At 62.1% G+C, this 20,294-nt stretch carries 16 protein-coding genes, 1 tRNA gene and 1 pseudogene; 15 read left to right on the top strand and 3 right to left on the bottom strand.

Going from position 1 to position 20,294, the window contains the following annotated elements:
• Positions 1 to 63: 63 nt before the first annotated feature.
• Together H3V04_RS05310 and H3V04_RS05305 are read left to right on the top strand one after the other, a co-directional pair.
• Complete coding sequence (locus H3V04_RS05310) at positions 64 to 3,429, top strand: DUF5107 domain-containing protein (RefSeq protein ID WP_198187444.1); 3,366 nt, start codon at positions 64 to 66, stop codon at positions 3,427 to 3,429.
• Positions 3,426 to 6,104, top strand: coding sequence for a glycoside hydrolase family 2 TIM barrel-domain containing protein (locus tag H3V04_RS05305; protein ID WP_198187443.1), 2,679 nt, complete (start codon positions 3,426 to 3,428; stop codon positions 6,102 to 6,104). The genes H3V04_RS05310 and H3V04_RS05305 overlap by 4 nt, the downstream gene beginning before the upstream one ends.
• Before the next feature lie 89 nt (positions 6,105 to 6,193).
• On the opposite strand, the gene gdhA is transcribed toward H3V04_RS05305, so the two are convergent.
• A complete protein-coding gene (gene gdhA / locus H3V04_RS05300; protein WP_198187442.1) occupies positions 6,194 to 7,540 on the bottom strand; it encodes an NADP-specific glutamate dehydrogenase in 1,347 nt (448 codons plus the stop codon).
• A gap of 384 nt (positions 7,541 to 7,924) precedes the next feature.
• On the opposite strand from gdhA, the gene H3V04_RS05295 reads away from it, so the two are divergent.
• The 9 genes and pseudogenes from H3V04_RS05295 (at position 7,925) to H3V04_RS05255 (ending at position 12,994) form a co-directional block, all read left to right on the top strand.
• Entirely contained in the window at positions 7,925 to 8,386 is a 462-nt protein-coding gene (locus tag H3V04_RS05295) for an Hsp20/alpha crystallin family protein (RefSeq protein WP_198182924.1), read from the top strand.
• 184 nt (positions 8,387 to 8,570) lie between these two features.
• A complete protein-coding gene (infA, locus tag H3V04_RS05290; protein WP_198187441.1) occupies positions 8,571 to 8,789 on the top strand; it encodes a translation initiation factor IF-1 in 219 nt (72 codons plus the stop codon).
• Between the two features lie 25 nt (positions 8,790 to 8,814).
• Positions 8,815 to 8,928, top strand: a complete 114-nt coding sequence (rpmJ, locus tag H3V04_RS05285; RefSeq protein ID WP_015022330.1) for a 50S ribosomal protein L36 — start codon at positions 8,815 to 8,817, stop codon at positions 8,926 to 8,928.
• A gap of 132 nt (positions 8,929 to 9,060) precedes the next feature.
• Positions 9,061 to 9,438: a 30S ribosomal protein S13 gene (gene rpsM / locus H3V04_RS05280; protein WP_015022329.1), complete on the top strand. Its 378-nt coding sequence runs from the start codon at positions 9,061 to 9,063 to the stop codon at positions 9,436 to 9,438.
• Between the two features lie 80 nt (positions 9,439 to 9,518).
• The gene (rpsK, locus tag H3V04_RS05275; RefSeq protein WP_015022328.1) at positions 9,519 to 9,917 is read left to right on the top strand and encodes a 30S ribosomal protein S11; all 399 of its coding nucleotides are present in this window, start codon (positions 9,519 to 9,521) and stop codon (positions 9,915 to 9,917) included.
• Between the two features lie 75 nt (positions 9,918 to 9,992).
• A complete protein-coding gene (locus tag H3V04_RS05270) occupies positions 9,993 to 10,988 on the top strand; it encodes a DNA-directed RNA polymerase subunit alpha (RefSeq protein WP_198187440.1) in 996 nt (331 codons plus the stop codon).
• Positions 10,989 to 11,114: 126 nt separating this feature from the next.
• A pseudogene (rplQ, locus tag H3V04_RS05265) lies at positions 11,115 to 11,657 on the top strand (50S ribosomal protein L17); the annotation flags it as partial.
• Positions 11,658 to 11,837: 180 nt separating this feature from the next.
• Positions 11,838 to 12,800: a tRNA pseudouridine(38-40) synthase TruA gene (locus H3V04_RS05260; RefSeq protein WP_232342470.1), complete on the top strand. Its 963-nt coding sequence runs from the start codon at positions 11,838 to 11,840 to the stop codon at positions 12,798 to 12,800.
• A gap of 108 nt (positions 12,801 to 12,908) precedes the next feature.
• Positions 12,909 to 12,994, top strand: a tRNA-Ser gene (locus tag H3V04_RS05255).
• A gap of 183 nt (positions 12,995 to 13,177) precedes the next feature.
• On the opposite strand, the gene H3V04_RS05250 is transcribed toward H3V04_RS05255, so the two are convergent.
• Entirely contained in the window at positions 13,178 to 13,327 is a 150-nt protein-coding gene (locus H3V04_RS05250) for a hypothetical protein (RefSeq protein ID WP_198180429.1), read from the bottom strand.
• Positions 13,328 to 13,571: 244 nt separating this feature from the next.
• Complete coding sequence (locus H3V04_RS05245) at positions 13,572 to 14,384, bottom strand: hypothetical protein (RefSeq protein WP_198187439.1); 813 nt, start codon at positions 14,382 to 14,384, stop codon at positions 13,572 to 13,574.
• A 140-nt stretch (positions 14,385 to 14,524) separates the two neighbouring features.
• Here H3V04_RS05245 and nusA point away from each other — a divergent pair, with 140 nt between their 5' ends.
• The 4 genes from nusA (at position 14,525) to truB (ending at position 20,213) form a co-directional block, all read left to right on the top strand.
• Positions 14,525 to 15,583: a transcription termination factor NusA gene (nusA, locus tag H3V04_RS05240; RefSeq protein ID WP_198177329.1), complete on the top strand. Its 1,059-nt coding sequence runs from the start codon at positions 14,525 to 14,527 to the stop codon at positions 15,581 to 15,583.
• 183 nt (positions 15,584 to 15,766) lie between these two features.
• On the top strand, positions 15,767 to 18,538 hold the full coding sequence (gene infB, locus H3V04_RS05235) for a translation initiation factor IF-2 (protein ID WP_198187438.1): 2,772 nt from the start codon (positions 15,767 to 15,769) through the stop codon (positions 18,536 to 18,538).
• Positions 18,539 to 18,667: 129 nt separating this feature from the next.
• Positions 18,668 to 19,171, top strand: coding sequence for a 30S ribosome-binding factor RbfA (gene rbfA, locus H3V04_RS05230; RefSeq protein ID WP_198187527.1), 504 nt, complete (start codon positions 18,668 to 18,670; stop codon positions 19,169 to 19,171).
• The gene (gene truB / locus H3V04_RS05225; protein ID WP_198187437.1) at positions 19,155 to 20,213 is read left to right on the top strand and encodes a tRNA pseudouridine(55) synthase TruB; all 1,059 of its coding nucleotides are present in this window, start codon (positions 19,155 to 19,157) and stop codon (positions 20,211 to 20,213) included. The genes rbfA and truB overlap by 17 nt, the downstream gene beginning before the upstream one ends.
• Positions 20,214 to 20,294: the final 81 nt, after the last annotated feature.

The following is a 20,294-nucleotide window of genomic DNA, read 5'->3' as shown; positions in this document are numbered from 1 at the left end:
GGCCGATTCCGACTATAGACTGAGAGCAAATATATACAGTTTTGCTGAGCAGACAAGGGGCTGATGACCATGGGCGTCACAGTGAAAGTCACAGAGCTGACGATTCCAACCTACGGAATCGGAAAACCGGACAAGAATCCGCAATTTATTGAAAATCGAGTCTACCAGGGTTCTTCGGGTCGGGTCTATCCCTACCCGGTCATCGAGACCATCTCGGATGAATGCAAGGATCAGGACTACAAGGCGGTCATTCTGGAGAACGAATACCTGGAGGTGACCGTCCTGCCTGAGCTGGGCGGACGCATCCAGTATGCCCGGGACAAGACCAACGACTATGACTTCGTCTACCGCAACCGGGTCATCAAACCTGCCCTGGTGGGCCTGACCGGCCCTTGGATTTCCGGCGGCATCGAGTTCAACTGGCCGCAGCACCACCGGCCCAGCACCTTCCTCCCGGTGGACTGCACGCTCAAGGACCTACCGGACGGTGGCAAGGCGGTGGTCTGCCATGATACCGACCGCATATACGGCACCCAGGTCACCACGACCATCGCCCTGCATCCCGGGCTCAGCGTCATCGAAATCTCGGCCCGGCTCTACAACGGCACGCCTTTGCCGCAGTCCTTCCTCTGGTGGGCCAACCCGGCCGTGGCGGTCAACGAGCACACCAGGACCGTCATGCCGCCAGATGTCACTGCGGTCATGGACCATGGCAAGCGCGACGTCTCCCGCTATCCCATCGCCACGGGGACCTACTACAAGCACGACTATTCCCAGGGAGTGGATATCAGCCGCTACAAGAACGTGCCGGTGCCCACCTCCTATATGGCTGCCCATTCGGACTATGACTTCGTCGGCGGCTACGATTTCTCCCGGCAGGCGGGCATTCTGCATGTGGCTGACCATCACATCTCCCCGGGCAAGAAGCAGTGGACCTGGGGCTGCGGGGACTTCGGCCACGCCTGGGATCGCAATCTGACCGATGCCGACGGCCCCTACGTGGAGCTGATGACCGGGGTCTTCACCGACAACCAGCCGGACTTCACCTGGCTCAAGCCCTACGAGGGCAAGACCTTCACCCAGTACTTCATGCCCTACAAGCAGGTGGGGCTGGTCAAGAACGCCAGCGTGGATGCGGCCCTGAACCTGGAGGTCGGCCCCGAGCAGACCTTCGGAGCTGCCGGAGAGCATGAGGGGATCGAGGCCCAGGGGCTGAAGGCCGGGCAGGGGCGAGTCACCGTCTACGCCACACGGGTTCAAAAGGATGCGCGCGTCCAGGTCGCTGCAGATGACGGATCCATCCTCTACCAGTGGCAGGGCACTCTCGGCCCCGACAATCAGGTCAGGGCCGAATTCGAGACAGGTGATCGTCCGGCCACTGCGCTGACAGCCCGGGTGGAGGACGCTCAAGGACGGCTCCTGGTCAGCTATCGTCCACAGCCGCCCGCCGGCGGAAGGATTCCCGAGCCGGCACAGGCCGCCGATCGGCCGGAACGTATCGCCACCAACGAGGAACTGCTGCTGACCGGTCTGCACCTGGAACAGTACCGCCACGCCACCTACCGGCCTGATCCCTACTACCTGGAGGGGCTCAAGCGTGACCCGGGCGATGCCCGCATCAACAACGCCTACGGCCGACTCCTGCTTCGACGCGGCGACTTCGCCGGAGCCGAGCAGCACTTCCGCACGGCCATCAGGCGGTTGACCTGGCGTAACAGCCAACCCTATGATTCCGAGGCCCATTACAATCTGGGCCTCGCCTTGAGCTATCAGGGACGAATGGACCAGGCCTACGACGCCTTCTACAAGGCCACCTGGGATGATGCGCAAAAGGAACGGGCCTTCTTCTGCCTGGCCTGCATCACGGCATGTCGCGGCCAGCTGGAGCAGGCTCTGGACTTCGTCCAGCGTGCCCTGACCCGCAACACCGACAACATCAGGGCTCGTGGGCTCAAGGCCTATCTGCTGCGTCGGCTGGGCAGGCAGGATCAGGCGGACCAAGTGGTCCGCGAGAATCTTGCCCTGGATCGGTTCGACTTCGTATCCGGCTACGAGCGGGTCTTGGCAGGCGGTGATCCGGATGAGCTGTCCAGCCTGATGCGCGGGGATTACCTCAACCTGCTGCGGACGGCACGAGACTATGCGGCATTCGGCGCCTATGAGGAGGCGCTGCAGCTGCTGGGCCAGGCCGATCAGCAGCAGCCCATGGTCCGGTATTATCAAGGCTGGTATCTGCACCTGCTGGGTCGGAAGGATCAGGCCCTTCAGGCCTTCCAAGCCGCTGAGGCCGCGCCTTCGGACTACTGCTTCCCCAATTCCCTGGATGATATCGCCCCCCTGCGCACGGCCATGACCCTGGTCGACGGTCCCAAGGCAGCCTATTATCTGGGCTGCCTCTACTACGACAAGTCTCTGACGGACCGGGCCATCAAGCTCTGGGAGCACTCCCGGCAACTGGACCCCGACTTCGCCACCGTCCACCGCAACCTGGCCATCGCCTATGGCAACAAGAGACACGATTGGCAGGCCGCCGATCAGGAAATCGAGACCGCCTGCCGGTTGGATCCCGAAGATGCCCGGGTCTTTCTGGAGCGGGATCAGCTCCACAGGCTGATGGGCTGGAGCTTTGCCCGGCGACTGAAAGAATTCGAGCAGCATCCGGAGGTTGTGGCCCGCAGGGACGATCTATACATCGAATACCTGAGTCTGCTCAATCAGACTGGCGGCTACGAACGGGCCTATCGGCTGATGAGCGGCCGGCACTTCCATCCCTGGGAGGGCGGCGAGGGCAAGATCACCGCCCAATACAGAATCTCCCTGAAACTGATGGCCAAGGACGCCATGGCGGCCAAGGACTGGGACCGCGCTGCTGATCTGCTGGAGCGAGCCATGACGTATCCGGAGAACTTGGGCGAAGGCAAACTGGAAGGCCAGAAGGACAACGATCTTCACTACTACCTGGGGCTGGTCAGACGAGCCGCAGGTGACGAGGAAGCTGCGGATCAGGAGTTTCGTCTGGCCTGCCTGGGTTCCGGGCAGGTGGGGGAGTCGCTCTACTACAACGACCAACCCGCTGAGATGGTCCTCTTCCAGGGGCTGGCCCATCAGGCCCTGGGCGAGCAGGGTCCGGCCAACGCCTGCTACTACCGGCTGCTGGACTTCGGCGAGCAGCACTTGGACGACCATGTGAAAAAGGACTACTTCGCGGTCTCCCTGCCCGACTTCCTGACCTTCGATGCGGACTATACCCGTATGAACCGGGTCCACTGCCTCTACCTGATGGCCCTGGCGCGCATTGGCATAGGGCAGATCGATCAGGCTAGGGAGTGCCTGAAGCAGGTGCTGGAACTGGATGCCGGCCATATTCAGGCCGGGCTGTTCACTGATGAATTGGACCACAGGGCAATTCTTACCGGGGGGAAAGCATGACCAAGGTGGCATTGACCGGAGCCTGGCGGGTTGAGTCCCCGTCTGAGCTGCAGGGGACCGTCCTGCTGCCAGGCACGTTGGACACCAACGGACTCGGACATGATGATCAGGAGCTGTCCGCCAACTATGGCAGTGACAAGCCCGGCCTCATCGGTTCTCGGCTGACCAGGCGGCATACCTTTGAAGGGACGGTCAGGCTGTCCCGGCAGATCCGATGGACCCCACAGCCGGGGCGGAGGGTCTTCTTCGAGGTTGAGCGCGCTCGCCGCCTGGAGGTCAGGGTCGGCGAACATCTGGCTGAGCCCTATCGCCCCCAGACCCTGAACACGCCCCATGTTTTCGAGCTGACTGGACTACTGACGGGCGATGACCTGCTGCAGGTGGATTCCGACAATGCCTACCAGGGTATGCCCCACGATGCCATCCTGGATTCCTCGACCGCCACTGACCACACCCAGACCAACTGGAACGGGCTTCTGGGGAACATCGACCTGCGTGTGGAGGAGGATACCTTCCTGGACAGGGTTCGTGCCTACCCCCATGGTGATGCGCTGACCGTAGAGGCCGATGTGGATTCGGGACAAGGATTCCAGGGTCGCCTGAGGCTCTCTTCCGATGCGCTGGCCCAGCCTCTGGAGGTCGCTGCGGACCTGGAACCCGGGCGGCGAACACTGACCTGGTCCGATCTGCAGCTTGATGCCCGGGCGAATCGCTGGGACGAATACCAGGGCTGTCTGCACTGCATAACAGTTGAACTTTTGACGCCGGACGGAGCCAGGGTGCTCTCGCGGGTCAGCACGGACTTCGGCATCCGTGACTTCGCTGCCGATGAGCAGGGGAGACTGGCGCTGAACGGGAGGGCTTTCTTCCTGCGTGGCGAGGCCAATTGCGCTGAGTTCCCGCAGACCGGCTTCCCGCCCATGGACGTGGGCTCCTGGATTCGTATTCTGGAGGCCTACCGGTCATACGGAGTGAATGTGGTCCGCTTCCATTCACACTGCCCGCCCGAAGCGGCCTTTATCGCGGCGGACCGGATGGGGATGATGATGCAGCCCGAGCTCTCGCACTGGGACTGCCATCATGCCTTCCAGGAGGATGTCAGTTATCGCTACTATCGCACCGAACTGGAGCAGACACTGCTCTTCCTGGCCAACCATCCCTCCTTCGTCATGCTCACCCTGGGCAACGAGCTGTGGGCGGATGCGGCCGGTCACCAGCGCATGGCTCAGCTGGTGCAGGATGCCCGAAGCATTGACGATACCCGGCTCTATGCCAATTCCTCCAACCCGCACTATGGCCAGCTTGGCAGCGACGACTGCAACGAGGTCTACACTTCTGAGTCTTATAAGGGCCACGACCTGCGCTGCTGCTTTGCCAACATGCGTGGGTCCACCAACGCGGTTCATCCGGGCACTGCCCACAATTTCGAGGATTCCATGCAGGCAGTACGCAAAGAGTGCAAGGTGCCGGTCTACGGCTTCGAGGTCGGCCAGTATGAGGTGCTGCCGGACTTCCGGGAGATCGAGGAGTTCACCGGGGTCACCCGTCCCGACAATTACACAATGATTCGTGACAGGGTCCGTGGGTCTGGCCTGGACCAGCGCACCTGGCAGGACTGGGTGGCCGCTACAGGCGAACTGTCGCGGATCTGCTACCGGGAGGAGGTGGAGTCCGTCCTGCGAACCCCCTCCATGTCCGGGCTATCGCTGCTGGGTCTTCAGGACTTCCCCGGACAAGGCACGGCTTTGGTGGGCATGATGGATGCCCATCTACACCCCAAGCGCTTTCCCTTCGCCCGCCCTGAACGCTTCCGGTCCTTCTTCACCGACCAGTTGCCGCTGGCAGTCATGGATCGCTATGCCTATACCAGCCGGGAGAAGCTCTCAGGGGCGGTCAAGGTGGCCAACTACGGTCGACGTACACTGCAGGGTGATCTGCGGCTGCGGTTGCAGGGCCGGGGGGTTGATCAGGAGCGTGTCTTCCGTCAGGTCACATGTCCGGTGGGCAAGCTGACCGAACTGGGGGCCTTCGAACTGCCTCTGGACGGAGTTGGAGGCAACCAACGCTGCCGTCTGAGTCTGGAGCTCGACGGCGTGGCCAACGTCTATCCGGTCTGGGTCTACCAGGACAGCCAGCCTGACCGGCCGGACGGTCTGTACGAGGCCAGGAGGTTCGACCGGCAGGCGCGTCGGATTCTGGATCAGGGGGGCACGGTCTATCTGAGTCCCGACTCCACGGCCCAATCCCTGCCCAGATCCGTTCAGGCTCACTTCTCCACGGACTTCTGGTCGGTGGGAACGTTCAAGGAACAGAGCGGCACCATGGGGCAGTTCATTCAGTCCGACCACCCTGTTTTCGCAGATTTTCCGACCGACTCGCACACTGACTGGCAGTGGTGGCCCATGGCCACCCAGCGGGCCATCATCCTGCCCGAGCGCTACCAGTCCATCATCACCGAGATGGACAGCTACGCCTACCTGCGACCCATGACGCAGCTGCTGGAATGCCGTTGCGGCAGGGGTCGGCTTCTGCTCTCCTCCATGGGCCTGCAGAATCTGACCGAATATCCGGAGGCTCGGGCCCTTCAGTCCAGCATCTATCGGTATCTGGGCTCCGAGGACTTCAACCCGCGCCAACGGATCGATCCCGAGGTCATCGACCAGCTGGTCGCCTGAGTCCCGCTGTCCGCCAAAGTGCAATAAGGGGTCCGACCCGCAATTTCTGCAGGTCGGGCCCCTTCTGTCCGGATGGGCTGAGTCCTATCTCAGAGGATGCCTTGGGCCACCATGGCATCGGCCACCTTGGTGAAGCCGGCCACATTGGCGCCCAGCATCAGGTCGCCCTCATGCCCGTATTCCTTGGAGGCCTGGTAGGACTTCTGGAAGATCCCGGTCATAATGTCCTTGAGTCGCTGGTCCACCTCATCGAAGGTCCACTGCAGTCGCAGCGAGTTCTGGCTCATCTCCAGACCGGAGACTGCCACGCCACCGGCATTGGCGGCCTTGGCGGGCCCATAGAGCACCTTGTTATCCTGGTAGACCTCGATGGCCTCGGGGGTGGAGGGCATGTTGGCGCCCTCGCAGACCACGGTGCATCCGTTGGCCATCAGGGCCTTTGCGGATTCCCCGTCGATTTCGTTCTGCGTGGCGCAGGGCAGGGCGATGTCGCAGGGCACGGTCCAAACGCCCTTGCAGCCCTCGTGGTACTCAGCGGAGTCCACGCGGTCCGCATACTCGCGAATTCGGCCGCGGTGACCCAGCTTGATGTCCTTGACGACGTCGAGGTCAATCCCCTTGGGATCGTAGACGTATCCGTTGGAGTCGGATGCCGTCACCACCTTGGCGCCCAACTGCTGGGCCTTTTCGGTGGCGAAGATGGCCACGTTGCCCGAACCGGAGATGACGACGGTCTTGCCCTGGAAGGAATCCTTGCGCAGCGTCTGCAGGGCTTCCTGGGTGTAGTAGCACAGACCGTATCCTGTGGCCTCGGTCCTGGCCAGGGAACCGCCGAAGGTCAGGTCCTTGCCGGTCAGCACGCCCGAGTACTCGTCGCGCATTCTCTTGTACTGGCCGAACAGGTAGCCGATCTCGCGCGATCCAACGTTGATGTCGCCGGCGGGCACGTCGGTGAACTGTCCGATGTGGCGCTGCAGCTCAGTCATGAAGGCCTGGCAGAAGCGCATGACCTCGGCATCCGAGCGGCCCTTGGGGTCGAAGTCGGATCCTCCCTTGGCGCCGCCCATGGGCAGCCCCGTCAGCGAATTCTTCAGAATCTGCTCGAAGCCCAGGAACTTGATGACCGACTCGGTCACGGTCGGGTGGAAGCGCAGGCCGCCCTTGTAAGGGCCGATGGCCGAATTGAATTGAATCCGGTAGCCGCGGTTGACCTGGACATGGCCTTGGTCATCGGTCCAGGCCACACGGAACTTGACTGCACGCTCGGGCTCGACCAGGCGCTCCAGCACGCCGTTGGCCTCATACTCGGGATGCCGCTCCACCACGGGCTCCAGGCTGGAGAAAACTTCACGCACAGCCTGCAGGAATTCCGGCTGGTCGCCGTCGCGCTTCTCAACCTGCTGGTATACGCGCTTGATGTATTCGTTGGTGAGCATCTGAGCTCCTTTGATTAGGAATGGCCGGTCCGTCCGGTCCACAAACGATTGGGTCCGCCCTCAAGAGCCTACGGGGGCTGGCGGAATCTTATCCTATGGTAAATGCCTCAAAGTTACGTCACAAGAATTTTGGCCCGTAATGTCTGACATGTGGTCGTTCAAAGGCCCGAACAATGAGAGAACAAGGAAGCGCAATCAAGGCCGCTAGCGAAAGTTGAGTCTCTATGACTCAACTTTTATTCCTTGGGTGAACATCGGGCATGGAACCCGGGGCCTGTGGTTTGGACAAAGTGAAGGGCAGGGAGCCCGGGTGGACAGGTCAGGATGTCCACCTGAGGTACCGGTCCGCAGCAACCATGACTTAAAGAATCAGGAGATGTGATTATGGCTATGTTTCCCGCATTGATGAACAATTCGATCTTCGGCGACTTCTTCGACGATCCCTTCTTCAACAACTGGCGTGACGGGCGCCGGCAGGGTCAGAGCGCCAAGAACGCGCTGAACAGCCCCTTGATGAACACGGATGTACGTGAGAAGGATGGACAGTACCAGCTAGCCATCGACATGCCCGGCTTCGACAAGAAAGACATCGGTCTGCGTCTGGAGGATGGCTACCTGATTGTCTCCGCCCAGAAGAACAGTGACCAGGGCGACAAGGACGACCAGGGACGGTGGATTCGGCGTGAGCGCTACACCGGGTCCTGCTCCCGCAGCTTCTATGTGGGCGACAAGGTCCGCCAGGAGGACATTCATGCCCACTATGCCAACGGCACCCTTGAGGTGACCCTGCCCAAGACCAGCATCGAGCCGGCTGACAACACGCAGAACATCGCCATCGAGGACTGAGGAATTCGGGACCTTATCGGACCGCCTGAACGACTGCTATACTGATTGAGCGACAGCCGTTCGGACGGCCCTTTTGTCGTGTCAACACGCTATTGCCCAATTTTGGGTCTATCAATGCTATACTTGCCATTTGGCGTGTCTTTCGGCGCGCTGTGTAACCGGCCGAGGATCGGATAGAAGGCTTATGGCAAAAGATGGTGTGATCGAGATGGAAGGGCGTGTGGTCGAGGCCCTCCCGAATGCGATGTTCCGCGTCGAGCTCGAGAACAAGCACCTGGTGCTGGCCACCATTTCCGGCAAGATGCGTAAGAATTACATCCGCATTCTGCCCCAGGATCGGGTGGTGCTCGAAATGAGTCCCTACGATCTGAACCGCGGACGGATTACGTACCGGTACAAGTAACAAGGTACACAAGCAAAGGAAAACCATGAAGGTCAGCCCTAGTGTGAAGAGAATCTGCGAGAACTGCCGCGTGATTCGTCGTCACGGCCGCGTCATGGTGATCTGCAAAAACCCACGCCACAAGCAGCGCCAGGGCTGAGCGGATTCCCAGCGGCAACGAACACCAAAGGCGCTGAGTCACAGCCGACAGGCTGAACCCCGGGTGCGCAGGCCCGGGCCGGGAGACCGGAAGACTCGGTGCACGACCTGCGTAGAACAAAAAGGAATCGCAATGGCACGTCTTGCCGGAGTCGACATCCCCAACGAGAAGCGCATAGAGATAGCTCTCACCTACATCTTCGGTGTGGGCCGTACTCGCGCCAAGGAAACACTTGCCGCGACCGGAGTGAATCCGGACACCCGCGTCAAGGATCTCACGGACGAGCAGCTCATTACGCTGCGTGATTACCTCGAGGGAAACTACAAGATCGAGGGTGATCTGCGTCGTGAGATCGACGCTGATATTCGCCGTAAGATCCAGATCAATTGCTACCAGGGCCAGCGCCACCGCCGGGGCCTGCCTGTGCGCGGTCAGCGGACCAAGACCAACGCCCGCACCCGCAAGGGACCCAAGCGCACCGTCGCCGGAAAGAAGAAGGCGACCAAGTAAGGCCGTATGCGAAGCGGGGATGAGGGTCCCTGATGGTTCGCACTAGCAATCAGTTATTCGTGACAAGGAAACGAGGATCAATGGCAGCAGCAAAGCAGGCCGCGCGCAAGCCTCGTCGTCGGGATCGCAAGTCGGTTCCGGTCGGGCAGGCGCATATCAAGTCAACATTCAACAACACCATCATCTCCATCACCGATCCTTCCGGTGCTGTAGTGGCCTGGGCTTCGGGCGGCGACGTGGGCTTCAAGGGCTCCCGCAAGTCCACTCCTTACGCAGCGGGCATGGCCGCCGAATCCGCAGCCCGCAAGGCCATGGAGCATGGGGTCAAGAAGGTGGATGTCTTCGTCAAGGGCCCGGGTTCGGGCCGTGAGACCGCCATCCGCTCCCTGCAGTCCGCAGGCCTGGAGGTCGGTTCCATCTCCGATGTGACCCCACAGGCACACAATGGCGTTCGTCCTCCCAAGCGCCGTCGCGTCTGAGCACTAGAAAACCCATGAATCCACCCGCGAAGACCGGTGAGTGCACCACCGGTCGGAGCTGAAAGGATAGCAACAGTGCTTATTGCACAGCGTCCGACTCTTACTGAAGAAGTCGTCAATGCCCAGCGCTCCCGTTTCACAATCGAGCCCCTGGAGCCGGGATTCGGGTACACCCTGGGCAACTCCCTGCGTCGTACCCTGCTGAGCTCCATACCCGGTGCGGCTGTGACCTCGGTCCGCATCTCGGGTGCCCTGCACGAGTTCACCACGCTGCCAGGTGTGGAGGAGGACGTCACTGAGATCCTGCTCAACATCAAAGGCATCGTGCTGACCAGCGAGTACGACGAGCCCGTGGTCATGTATTTGCGCAAGAGCGGCAAGGGCGAGGCCACCGCCGGGGACATCACCCCGCCGGCCGGCGTCACCGTGGCCAATCGTGATCTGCATATCGCGACCCTGGCCGAGGATGGCGAGCTGGAGATCGAGTTTACGGTGGAGCGTGGGCGTGGATACGTCCAGGCCCAGCTCAACAAGCAGGACAATGATGAGATTGGCCGCATCCCGGTCGATTCCATCTACTCTCCCGTGCTCAAGGTCAGCTACAAGGTCGAGGCCACTCGTGTCGAGCAGCGCACGGATTTCGACAAGCTGATCCTGGATGTGGAGACCAAGCCCGCCATCTCGCCGCGTGACGCGGTGGCATCCGCCGGGTCGACCCTGGTTGAGCTCTTCGGCCTCTGCCGCGAACTCAACACCCAGGCTGAGGGCGTGGAGGTCGGACCCGAGCCTGTGGTGGAAGAGGCCGATCCGCAGATGTCCGTGCCGATTGAGGACCTGAACCTGACGCAGCGTTCCTACAACTGCCTCAAGCGCGAAGGAATCCATACCATCGGCGAGCTGGTCTCGCATACCGAGCAGGATCTGCTGGACATCCGCAACTTCGGCATGAAGTCGATCGACGAGGTCAAGGAGAAGCTTGAGGGCATGGGGCTGTCGCTGAAGGCCTCCCCGCTGGGCTTCGACACCAATAATCTCGAGGGAGGCACCTTCTTCTCGCCTGATGACGAGTGAAGGATAGCAGCCTTCGTATGAGCGGGCGAGGGGGAAGGGTTCCGTCGCCTGCTGACAGAAATGCCGGGAAGTCGGATGTTCGGGCGTATGCCCACCTGTCCTCCCGGACCGTAAGGAGATAATCCAATGCCAAAACCTAGCAAGGGCCCACGTCTGGCCTCCAGCCCGGCGCACGAGCGGCTGATGCTGGCCAACATGGCCACAAGCCTCTTCGCCAACGGCCGTATCACGACCACCCTGCCCAAGGCCAAGCGCCTGCGTCCGCTGGCCGAGCGGCTGATCACCTTCGCCAAGCGCGGGGATCTGTCCGCCCGTCGCCGCGTCATGCGTGTCATCCGTGACAAGTCTGTGGTCCACATCCTGTTCACCCAGATCGCCGAACAGATGCAGCAGCGTGAGGGTGGCTACACCCGCATCACCAAGATCGCGCCCCGCCGCGGAGACAACTCCCCCCAGGCTGTGATCGAGCTGGTAACCGAGCCCCTGTCGGCCAAGAAGGCCGTCGTCAAGGAGGCTGAGTCCGCTGCCAAGGTGGCCGCCAAGGATGACAACGCCGAGGTGGCCGCAGCCACCGATGCCGCCGTCGCCGAAGGCGCTGCCAAGGACGCTGTCGACCAGGCCGTCGAGGCCAATGAATCCGATCAGGATGTGGCCCAGGCCGACAAGGCCGCCGAGGATCTGGAGCAGACCGCTGACAAGGCGGATCAGACCGAGGCCCAGGCCGAGGAAGATGCCGACGTGGCCGAGGATGCCGAGAAGGCCGCTGAGTAATCGGTCATTGCATTCGATGACGGGGTCGGGGAGCATGGCTCTCCGGCCCCGTTTGTCATTGGCGCCAGGGAGGTCTTGATGGAGGATCAGGAAGGGAAGATGTCCCTTGTCAGGCTGCGCTTGGATCTGGCCTACGACGGCGGTGGCTTCCATGGCTGGGCCCGGCAGCCGGGACTCCGCACGGTCCAGGGCTGCATCGAACATGCCCTGTCCTTGATCACTGGGGTGCGCAGATCACAAGGCGGGATTGTCCACAGACAAGTCGTCTGGGAGCCAAGACTGGTCGTGGCGGGAAGGACCGATACCGGGGTCCACGCATCTCATCAGGTGGCGCACCTGGACATTCCTGAAGCTGTGCTGGAGGCCTGCAGGGGACATATGGGGGTCGATTGTGCTTCGGCCCTGGAGCGCCGTCTCCGGCACCTGTTGCCTGCTGACATCGTTCTACTCGGTCTTAGATTGGCCCCTACCGGCTTCGATGCCCGCTTCTCTGCCTTGGAGCGCACCTACCTGTACCGTGTCAGCCAGGGGGGTCAGCCGGGGGATCCACGCATGCGGGGCTATGTGCTGGACCTGGAGGGGAGCCTGGATCTGCAAGCCATGAACGAGGCTGCAGCGGAGTGCATCGGCTTGCATGACTTCGGGTCCTTCGCCAGACCAAACCCCGGGGGCACGACCATCCGCAAGGTCCTGGCAGCACACTGGGACCAGGTTCCCACCGTGAATCTGTTCGGGGCTGATCCAGGGCGGAGTGCGGTTGGATACCTTCCGTCCTTCATGGAGTCCGGGCTTACCGTCTTTCGGATTGTAGCCGATGCATTTGCCCATAACATGGTCCGCTCGTTGGTCGCGGCCTGCATTCAGGTGGGCCAGGGACGCCGGTCCGTGCAATGGTTCGCCGACAAGGTGGCCCACCCCCTGCGTGAAGGCTCCACCGGTCCCATAGATGCTCGGGGACTGACCCTGGAACATGTGGCCTACCCGCCTGATGACCAGCTTGCTGAACGGGCGCAGGCCATCCGAGCCCGCCGTACGCTTTGACATCAGGGTTGTTCATGCTGACGGTTGACTGCGCCACGCCGCTTGCCAGGTAGGGACTCTGTGGCATAATAGAAAAGTTGTTGTTCGGCAGTGTCGGGCAACGACCATGGTTGAGTGTCCGAGCGGTCTAAGGAGCACGCCTCGAAAGCGTGTGAGGGCAACTCCCTCCGCGAGTTCGAATCTCGCCTCAACCGCCCTCATTGGCCCCGGCCCGACGGTCGGGGTCTTTTATGTTTAATCCTGTTGCCGCCTTGCTCAGTTGCAGTGGCTCACTTGGAGCATCAAGTTTCGTAATCGCTGCCGGTATGCAGTCCATGTAAGACCGGCTTTTTGCGGGGAACTGAGAAAATGACACCCGTCGTTTGATTTATGGACTGTCAGACGGGATTGGTCCTCCGTATGCCCTCTTTGGCTACTTGGTCCGGCTTGGCCATGAGCCGCGATACCGAGCAGATGAAAAGACCGTCCAATGCAGAAGGCGATGTGGTGGCCAGCACCAGGTCGCCTCCTGCATTGCACGGGTTCATACCCCCCTGCGTTCCTAGGGAATGTTCCTGTGGAACACGTTCTATAATATCACCACCTGAGCCTTTGACGCCACCCGCAATGTTCTGTGAAATTTGCAGTATGCAATAGTGAATCTGTTTTGTGTGATGGTTGATCTTCATGATTGGTCAGGTTTTGGGCATGAGTTGCCAGGGTTGCTCGTATATGCATATGAGAAAACTTGCGAGTGCAATCAGTGCAACCTACGGATGGGCTGGCCCGGCGTCATTGCTTTGGTGTCTGCAGCAGGGCTGACGATGTGGCCGGGTAGCCGAGGATCATGGCCATGGACATGTGGGCTACGATCATGTCGACCAGGGCCGATGTGGCCTGCTGGTGGCTTTTCGCGTTCTGGCTGGCATCAGTTCGTATGGTGCCTGAGGAGCCGTTCAGTTTCTTCCCCACGGCCAGGAGGGTCCGGGCCGTATCCATCTCGATCAGGGCAGGGGTAGGGGTCTGTATTCCGTTGGCGGGATCGGTGCACTCATCCGGGTGCGCCAGCAGATCAGTGGTGGGATAGACCCCCTGCCGGGGATCGTGCTTGGCGTGACCAACCAGAATCTGCGCGGCCGCAGTGTGTGCATCGGCTAGGGTGAGCATCCATGCGGCATCCGTCTTACGCGCTGCGAGCACTGAAAGTTCGAACCCGGAACGATCTTCGCCTGTAATGGCCTGATCGGCCAATTCGACTGGCAGTGCCTTGGCCAGTGGATCCAGCTGCTGTGCAGCCTGGACCAGCCTCAACGTGGCTGTTTGACGATTGGCCTGTCCGCCCTGGGAGGCTGCCAAAGCCTGGGCTGCGTGTACCGTGGCTTCGTCCAGGCGAGCAGGGCATTCACGGGCCGCTTGGATCCAGACCTGGGTCCGGCTGTTTGCCTGATCTTCTTGAAGTCGTTCCGACTGCCGGGCTCGCGTCCATGCCTGCTCACAGGCTGTGGGACGAAGATTGTCAGGGTCGTGCTGGCTGACATGCACCGCCGAGGGTGCGCATCCTGAGATGGTGACAGCCAGCAGAAGAACTGCGATACCGGCCCTCATTCGTCGTGCCGGGATCACTGGCCGACGACTCGCCCACCCTTGGTGTCCAGGAACCGGCAGTGTCTGCATGAAAGGCTAGAATAGTAGGCATTGCAGACTAAAAGAAGCACGGTCTGAATAACTTCATAGGAGGTCTTGACATGGAACTGGACCTGGCTGAAATTCATCAGCTGGCACACGAACAAGGGATTGATGCCGAGACCTTGGATCAAGCACTGGGCGAGGCTCTTCTTCTGGCCTACCAAAAGTCGCCTCATGCAGCCAAACACGCACGTGTGGAGCTGGACGAACGTGCGGGGACTTTTACCATCTGGGCGCAGGACGAGATTGCTCGCGAGCCCACGCCGGAAGAACCCGAACCGGGATATGATCTGGGCGAGGAATACGACGACACACCGAAGGACTTCGATCGGCTGGCAGCCTCCACGGCCCGCCAGGTCATCCGTCAGCTTTTCCGACAGGCCGATGATGAGCGGGTCTTCGGAGCTTTCTCGGGCCAGAAGGGCCATCTGATCACCGGAATCGTGCAGCAGGATGCCAGCGATCCCGGCAATGTGCATGTGGCCGTGGACAATGTCGAGGCCATTCTGCCCCGCCGCGAGCAGGTGCCTGGAGAGCATTACCGGCACGGCCAGCGGATTCGCGTCTACGTGGTCAATGTCTCCCGTGGGCTCAAGGGGCCGGAAATCATCGTGTCACGTTCCCACCCGGAGCTGGTTCGCCGCCTCTTTGAGCGGGAGGTGCCCGAGCTGGTCTCCGGTGCGGTCTCCATCATGGCCATTGCCCGTGAGGCCGGTGCCAGAACCAAGATCGCGGTCCGTGCCAACGCCAAGGGGGTCAATCCCAAGGGCGCGCTGATCGGTCCTGCCGGCGCTCGCGTCCGTGCCGTCATGGAGAACCTGGGACCTGAGAAGATCGACATTGTGGACTGGTCCAAGGATCCCGCCGAATTTGTGGCTGCGGCCCTGTCTCCGGCCGTGGTCCGCCAGGTGCAGATCGTCAGCGAGTCCAACCGCACGGCCATCGCCTTCATCAAGGACGCCCAGCTCTCCCTGGCCATCGGCAAAGAGGGACAGAATGCCCGTCTGGCCGCCAAGCTGACCGGCTGGAAGATTGGCATCGAGTCCGAGGAGGCTCACCAGCAAAAACTACGTGAACTGCAGGCGCAATCGGCTTCGGCTGCTGGTGAAGACGCCTGAGAGCAAACATCCGACGACGCGAGTATGCTGGACCCGGTATCCCGAGTCCGGTGGTTCATGCCGTCGGCCCCGGCACAGAGACGAGGTAACACGATCATGGTCGCACGATGAGACAGGATATGTTCGCCGTCATGAAAGAGTGATCGCGCCGGTCATATGCGCGGTCCGGTAAGGAGAAAGTAAGTGCCCAAAGCACGCGTGTATGAGCTGGCCAAGGAATTTGGCGTAGACAGCAAGACTGTTCTGGCGAAATTGAAGGACATGGGCGAATTCGTCAAGTCCGCATCCTCCACTGTCGAGGCCCCCGTGGTTCGTCGACTCAAGAACGCTTTCCCTCAGAAGGGACAGGGCGACGCCGGTCAGGCCGCTGCACGAAATGCCCGCCCCGGCAGCCCTAATCATGGAAGCGGCCAGGGTCAGCATGGCCGCCCGCAGTCCGGCGGCACCCAGCAATCCACACCTGGGCCCAAGCCCGGACAGAACCGTCGGCCCTCGGCCGGTGGCGAGGCGTCACGGGGTCAGCAGCGTCCCGGTGGCCACTTCCCCAAGCCTGGTGCCCCTCAGGGCAACCGCAACGAGCATGAGCCGCGCAACCAGTCCCGTGGGCCCAAACCTTCAGCCATGGGCAGGCCCGGCCCCCAGGGCTCACGCAACAACGGTCGTCCCGGCGGTTCCAATGCTGCGGCGACGCGTCATGGTGCACGGCCGGGAGCATCCACGCCTCGTCCAGGCAACAATCCTTTCAGCCGCAAGCAGGGGATGAAGGCCCCCATGCCTTCGGATATCCCCAGGCCGCATCCTATGGCCCGGCCCACCGTCAACGACTCCCGCAGGGGCCGGGGCGGATTCCGTAACGGTCGTGGCGGCCGTTCCGGGCAGGGCGCCCGTCCAGGGCAGTGGGGCCATAACCGTCCAGGCCAGCAGACGCATCAGGGCGGCGGCAGTCGTTTCGGCGGCGCTTCGTCGGCACCATCAGGTGGCTTCCGCGGCGGTTCAGGCCGTGGTGGTCGCGGTCGCGGCGGCGCTGCTGGAGCATTCGGTCGCCAGGGAGGCAAGTCCTCCAAGGCCCGCAAGAACCGGATGGCCAAGAGGCACGAATTCCAGGAGATGAAGGCACCCGTCATCGGCGGCGTGCGCATCCCAGCAGGCAATGGGCGTACCGTCAAGCTGCGCCAGGGCGCCACCCTGGCCGACCTGGCTGACAAGATCAACGTCAACCCCGCTGCCTTGGTCACGGTGCTCTTCCACCTGGGCGAGATGGCTACGGCCACCCAGTCCCTGGATGAGGCCACCTTCCAGATTCTGGGCGACGAGATCGGGTGGAAGATCCGCATCGTCTCCGCCGAGGAGGAGGACAAGGAGCTTCTTCAGCAGTTCGACATCAACCTGGACGAAGAACGCGAGGACCAGGACGACAAGAACCTGCAGCCCAGGCCTCCGGTGGTCACGGTCATGGGCCACGTCGACCACGGCAAGACCCGGCTGCTGGACACCATCCGCAAGACCAACACGACCACCCAGGAGGCTGGCGGCATCACCCAGCGCATCGGGGCCTACCAGGCCACGGTCACCCTGGACGGGGAGGATCGCAAGATCACCTTCCTGGACACCCCTGGCCACGAGGCCTTTACGGCCATGCGTGCCCGTGGTGCCGAGCTGACCGATGTGGCTGTCCTGGTGGTGGCCGCGGACGACGGCGTCATGCCGCAGACCGTGGAGGCCATCAACCATGCCCAGGCCGCCCATGTACCCATCGTGGTTGCTGTCAACAAGATCGATGTCGAGGGAGCCAATCCCCAGAAGGTGCGTGGCCAGCTGACCGAATTCGGTCTGGTATCCGAAGAGTATGGCGGCGACACCATGTTCGTCGACATCTCCGCCAAGCTGGGCACCAACGTGGACAAGCTCCTGGAGGCCGTACTGCTGACCGCCGACGCCGATCTTGACCTTCGGGCCAACCCCGACATGGACGCTCGCGGCGCCACGGTCGAGGCCCGTCTGGACAAGGGACGCGGAGCTGTGGCCACTGTGCTGGTCCAGCAGGGTACCCTGCATGTGGGCGATGCCATTGTGGCTGGATCGGCCTATGGCCGTGTGCGAGCCATGCTGGACGAGAACGGTCGGCAGATGGATGCGGCCGGTCCTTCCACGCCCGTCCAGGTGCTCGGTCTTACCTCGGTGCCCACGGCCGGCGACCTCTTCCTGGTCGCGCCCGACGATCGCACCGCTCGTCAGATCGCCGAGAAGCGCGAGGCTTCGGCCCGCGCCGCTCAGCTGGCCAAGCGCCGCAAGGTGGTCTCCCTGGAGAGCCTGAAGGAGCAGTTCGCCAAGTCCGAGGTGGACATGCTCAACATCGTCATCAAGGGCGACTCCTCCGGCTCGGTCGAGGCCCTGGAAGACTCCCTGATGAAGATCGAGGTCTCCGACGAGGTCGGGATCCAGGTCATCCACCGGGGCGTGGGCGCCATCACCCAGAACGACGTCAACCTGGCCACGGTCGACAAGGCCGTCATCATCGGCTTCAATGTCCGTCCCAACAGGCAGGTTCAGGATCTGGCCGACCGCGAGGGCGTGGAGATCAAGTACTACTCGGTCATCTACAACGCCATCGAGGACATCGAGGCTGCACTCAAGGGTATGCTCAAGCCGGAGTACGAGGAGGTCACCACCTCCCACTCTGAGATTCGTGAGGTCTTCCGCTCCTCCAAGTTCGGCAACATCGCTGGCGTCATGGTCCAGGACGGCACCGTCAAGCGGGGCACCAAGGCTCGCATCGCCCGCAACGGGGTGGTCACCATCAACGACCTGGAGATCTCCTCCCTGCGCCGGTTCAAGGACGACGTCAACGAGGTGTCCGAAGGATACGAGGCTGGCATCAACCTGGGCTCCTTCAACGACATCGAGGTGGGCGACATCATCGAGACCTACGAGATGCAGGAAGTGGAACGCAAGTAGAGCCTGTCGACCATCCGACCGCGCGTGGGATGGTCCGTGGCGATCCGCCCCGGTCCGGGTACTCCCTGGCCGGGGCGGATGTCCATGAATGCGAAGATTGGTCATGGACGGTTCGAGAAAGGAATCATGATGGCTGGAAATCCCCGCGCTGTACGCATAGCGGCCCTGATACAACGGGTCGTGGCCTCTGCGCTGGAGTCCCAGATGCACGACAAGCGCCTGGCAGGGGTCACCGTCACTGAGGTTCGGGTCACCAACGATCTACAGATAGCCAAGATCTACTGGACCCAGCTGGGCCGATCCGGACACGAGGCCGGGGAACGCAAGCGAGCCCAGCAAGCCCTGCGGCAGGCCTCCGGCAGGCTGCGCACCCTGGTCGGTGCCCGGGCCGGTCTGCGGCTGACGCCTACGCTGCGCTTCATCTACGATGAGGTGCCTGCCGAGGCTACCGAGATTGAGGATGTGCTGACTGCAGCCCGTCACCGGGACGAGGCCATGGCCAAGGCACGGGTCAATGCCAGCTATGCCGGCGACCCCGATCCATATCGGCATGACGACGAAGAAGAGACCGATGAGTCCGGCCCCGTCCCTGATGAACCTGCGGGGGAGGATGTGGATGAAGCCGACCGCTGAGCTATCGGACCTGGCGGATTCTGGCCATGATGAGCCAACCTCGGGCATTATCCTTGTTGACAAGCCGAGCGGTGTGACCAGCCACGACGTGGTGGCCGCCGTCCGCTCTGGCCTCGGCATGCGTCGCGTGGGCCATGCCGGGACCCTTGATCCCATGGCCACCGGCCTGCTGGTCCTTGGATTCGGCCAGGCCACGCGGTTGTTGACGGTCATCGTGGGCCATGACAAAACCTACCGGGCCACCATGCGCCTGGGACTGGGCACGACCACGGACGATGCGGACGGGGATTTGCTCCCGGTGCGTCCAGGAGCTGCGCAGGGGGTGGACGAGCTGACAGCCCAGGGTCTGCAGGATCTGATTGATCGCTGCTTCACCGGCTGGATCGACCAGGTGCCCGATGCCTTCTCCGCCATCAAGGTCAAGGGCAGGCGGGCCTATGACCTGGCTCGTGCGGGCCAGGAGGTCAGGCTGGAACCTCGCCGCATTCGGATTGCATCCTTCTGTCTGCTCGACTTTCGCCGTGTGGATCTGCCCGACCAGGGCGCCAGGGTGGTCGATGCGGATGTGGAGGTGACCTGCTCCAGTGGCACCTACATCAGGGCCCTGGCTCGCGACCTGGGCGAGCGGCTGGATTTGGGTGGCCACCTGACCGCCTTAAGACGGATACGTGTAGGTCCGTTCGACCTGGAGGATTCCGACCTCAAATCTAAGGTTGTGGGCGGTCATGTGGTCCCCCATACATACCGAAACCGACAGGGTCAGACGATTGTCCTCAGTCGTATGGTCCCTGACCGCGACAGGGAGGGGATGTTGGATGGCTCCCTGAGTCTGGCGCAGGCGGCACGTATGAGCATGCCTATCCTGAACCTGGATGCCGACCAGGCCGCCAGAGTGGCTAACGGAGGATTCTTGGATCTGCCTGTCGCCGGGCCCACGGCCGCCCTGGCCGGGCCAGAGGACAGGCAGCGGCTGGCGGCTATCCTGGTGCCCGGTTCACGAGGCGGGGCCAAGCCGGATGTGGTCTTTCACCCCGGGGCCTGAGTGTGCCGGTTCGAGTTTGGTCTCAGGGTCTTGCCAGGGCGCGACTGTGGGAATACAGTGCTTAAGGAATTTTCGGCGCCC

The organism is Bifidobacterium sp. M0353, from assembly GCF_016100645.1.
Classification (GTDB): domain Bacteria; phylum Actinomycetota; class Actinomycetes; order Actinomycetales; family Bifidobacteriaceae; genus Bombiscardovia; species Bombiscardovia choladohabitans.
The sequence above is the reverse complement of the archived record's forward strand: the minus strand, read 5'-3'. Positions and strand labels throughout refer to the sequence as shown.

Coding starts and splice junctions, on each gene's coding strand:
- H3V04_RS05245 (WP_198187439.1), bottom strand. CDS start 14,384: ATGAGGGCCGGTATCGCAGTTCTTCTGCTGGCTGTCACCATCTCAGGA.
- H3V04_RS05250 (WP_198180429.1), bottom strand. CDS start 13,327: ATGAACCCGTGCAATGCAGGAGGCGACCTGGTGCTGGCCACCACATCG.
- H3V04_RS05295 (WP_198182924.1), top strand. CDS start 7,925: ATGGCTATGTTTCCCGCATTGATGAACAATTCGATCTTCGGCGACTTC.
- truB (WP_198187437.1), top strand. CDS start 19,155: ATGAAGCCGACCGCTGAGCTATCGGACCTGGCGGATTCTGGCCATGAT.
- rpsK (WP_015022328.1), top strand. CDS start 9,519: ATGGCAGCAGCAAAGCAGGCCGCGCGCAAGCCTCGTCGTCGGGATCGC.
- rpmJ (WP_015022330.1), top strand. CDS start 8,815: ATGAAGGTCAGCCCTAGTGTGAAGAGAATCTGCGAGAACTGCCGCGTG.
- infA (WP_198187441.1), top strand. CDS start 8,571: ATGGCAAAAGATGGTGTGATCGAGATGGAAGGGCGTGTGGTCGAGGCC.
- H3V04_RS05305 (WP_198187443.1), top strand. CDS start 3,426: ATGACCAAGGTGGCATTGACCGGAGCCTGGCGGGTTGAGTCCCCGTCT.
- rpsM (WP_015022329.1), top strand. CDS start 9,061: ATGGCACGTCTTGCCGGAGTCGACATCCCCAACGAGAAGCGCATAGAG.
- H3V04_RS05310 (WP_198187444.1), top strand. CDS start 64: ATGACCATGGGCGTCACAGTGAAAGTCACAGAGCTGACGATTCCAACC.
- gdhA (WP_198187442.1), bottom strand. CDS start 7,540: ATGCTCACCAACGAATACATCAAGCGCGTATACCAGCAGGTTGAGAAG.
- nusA (WP_198177329.1), top strand. CDS start 14,525: ATGGAACTGGACCTGGCTGAAATTCATCAGCTGGCACACGAACAAGGG.
- H3V04_RS05260 (WP_232342470.1), top strand. CDS start 11,838: ATGGAGGATCAGGAAGGGAAGATGTCCCTTGTCAGGCTGCGCTTGGAT.
- rbfA (WP_198187527.1), top strand. CDS start 18,668: ATGGCTGGAAATCCCCGCGCTGTACGCATAGCGGCCCTGATACAACGG.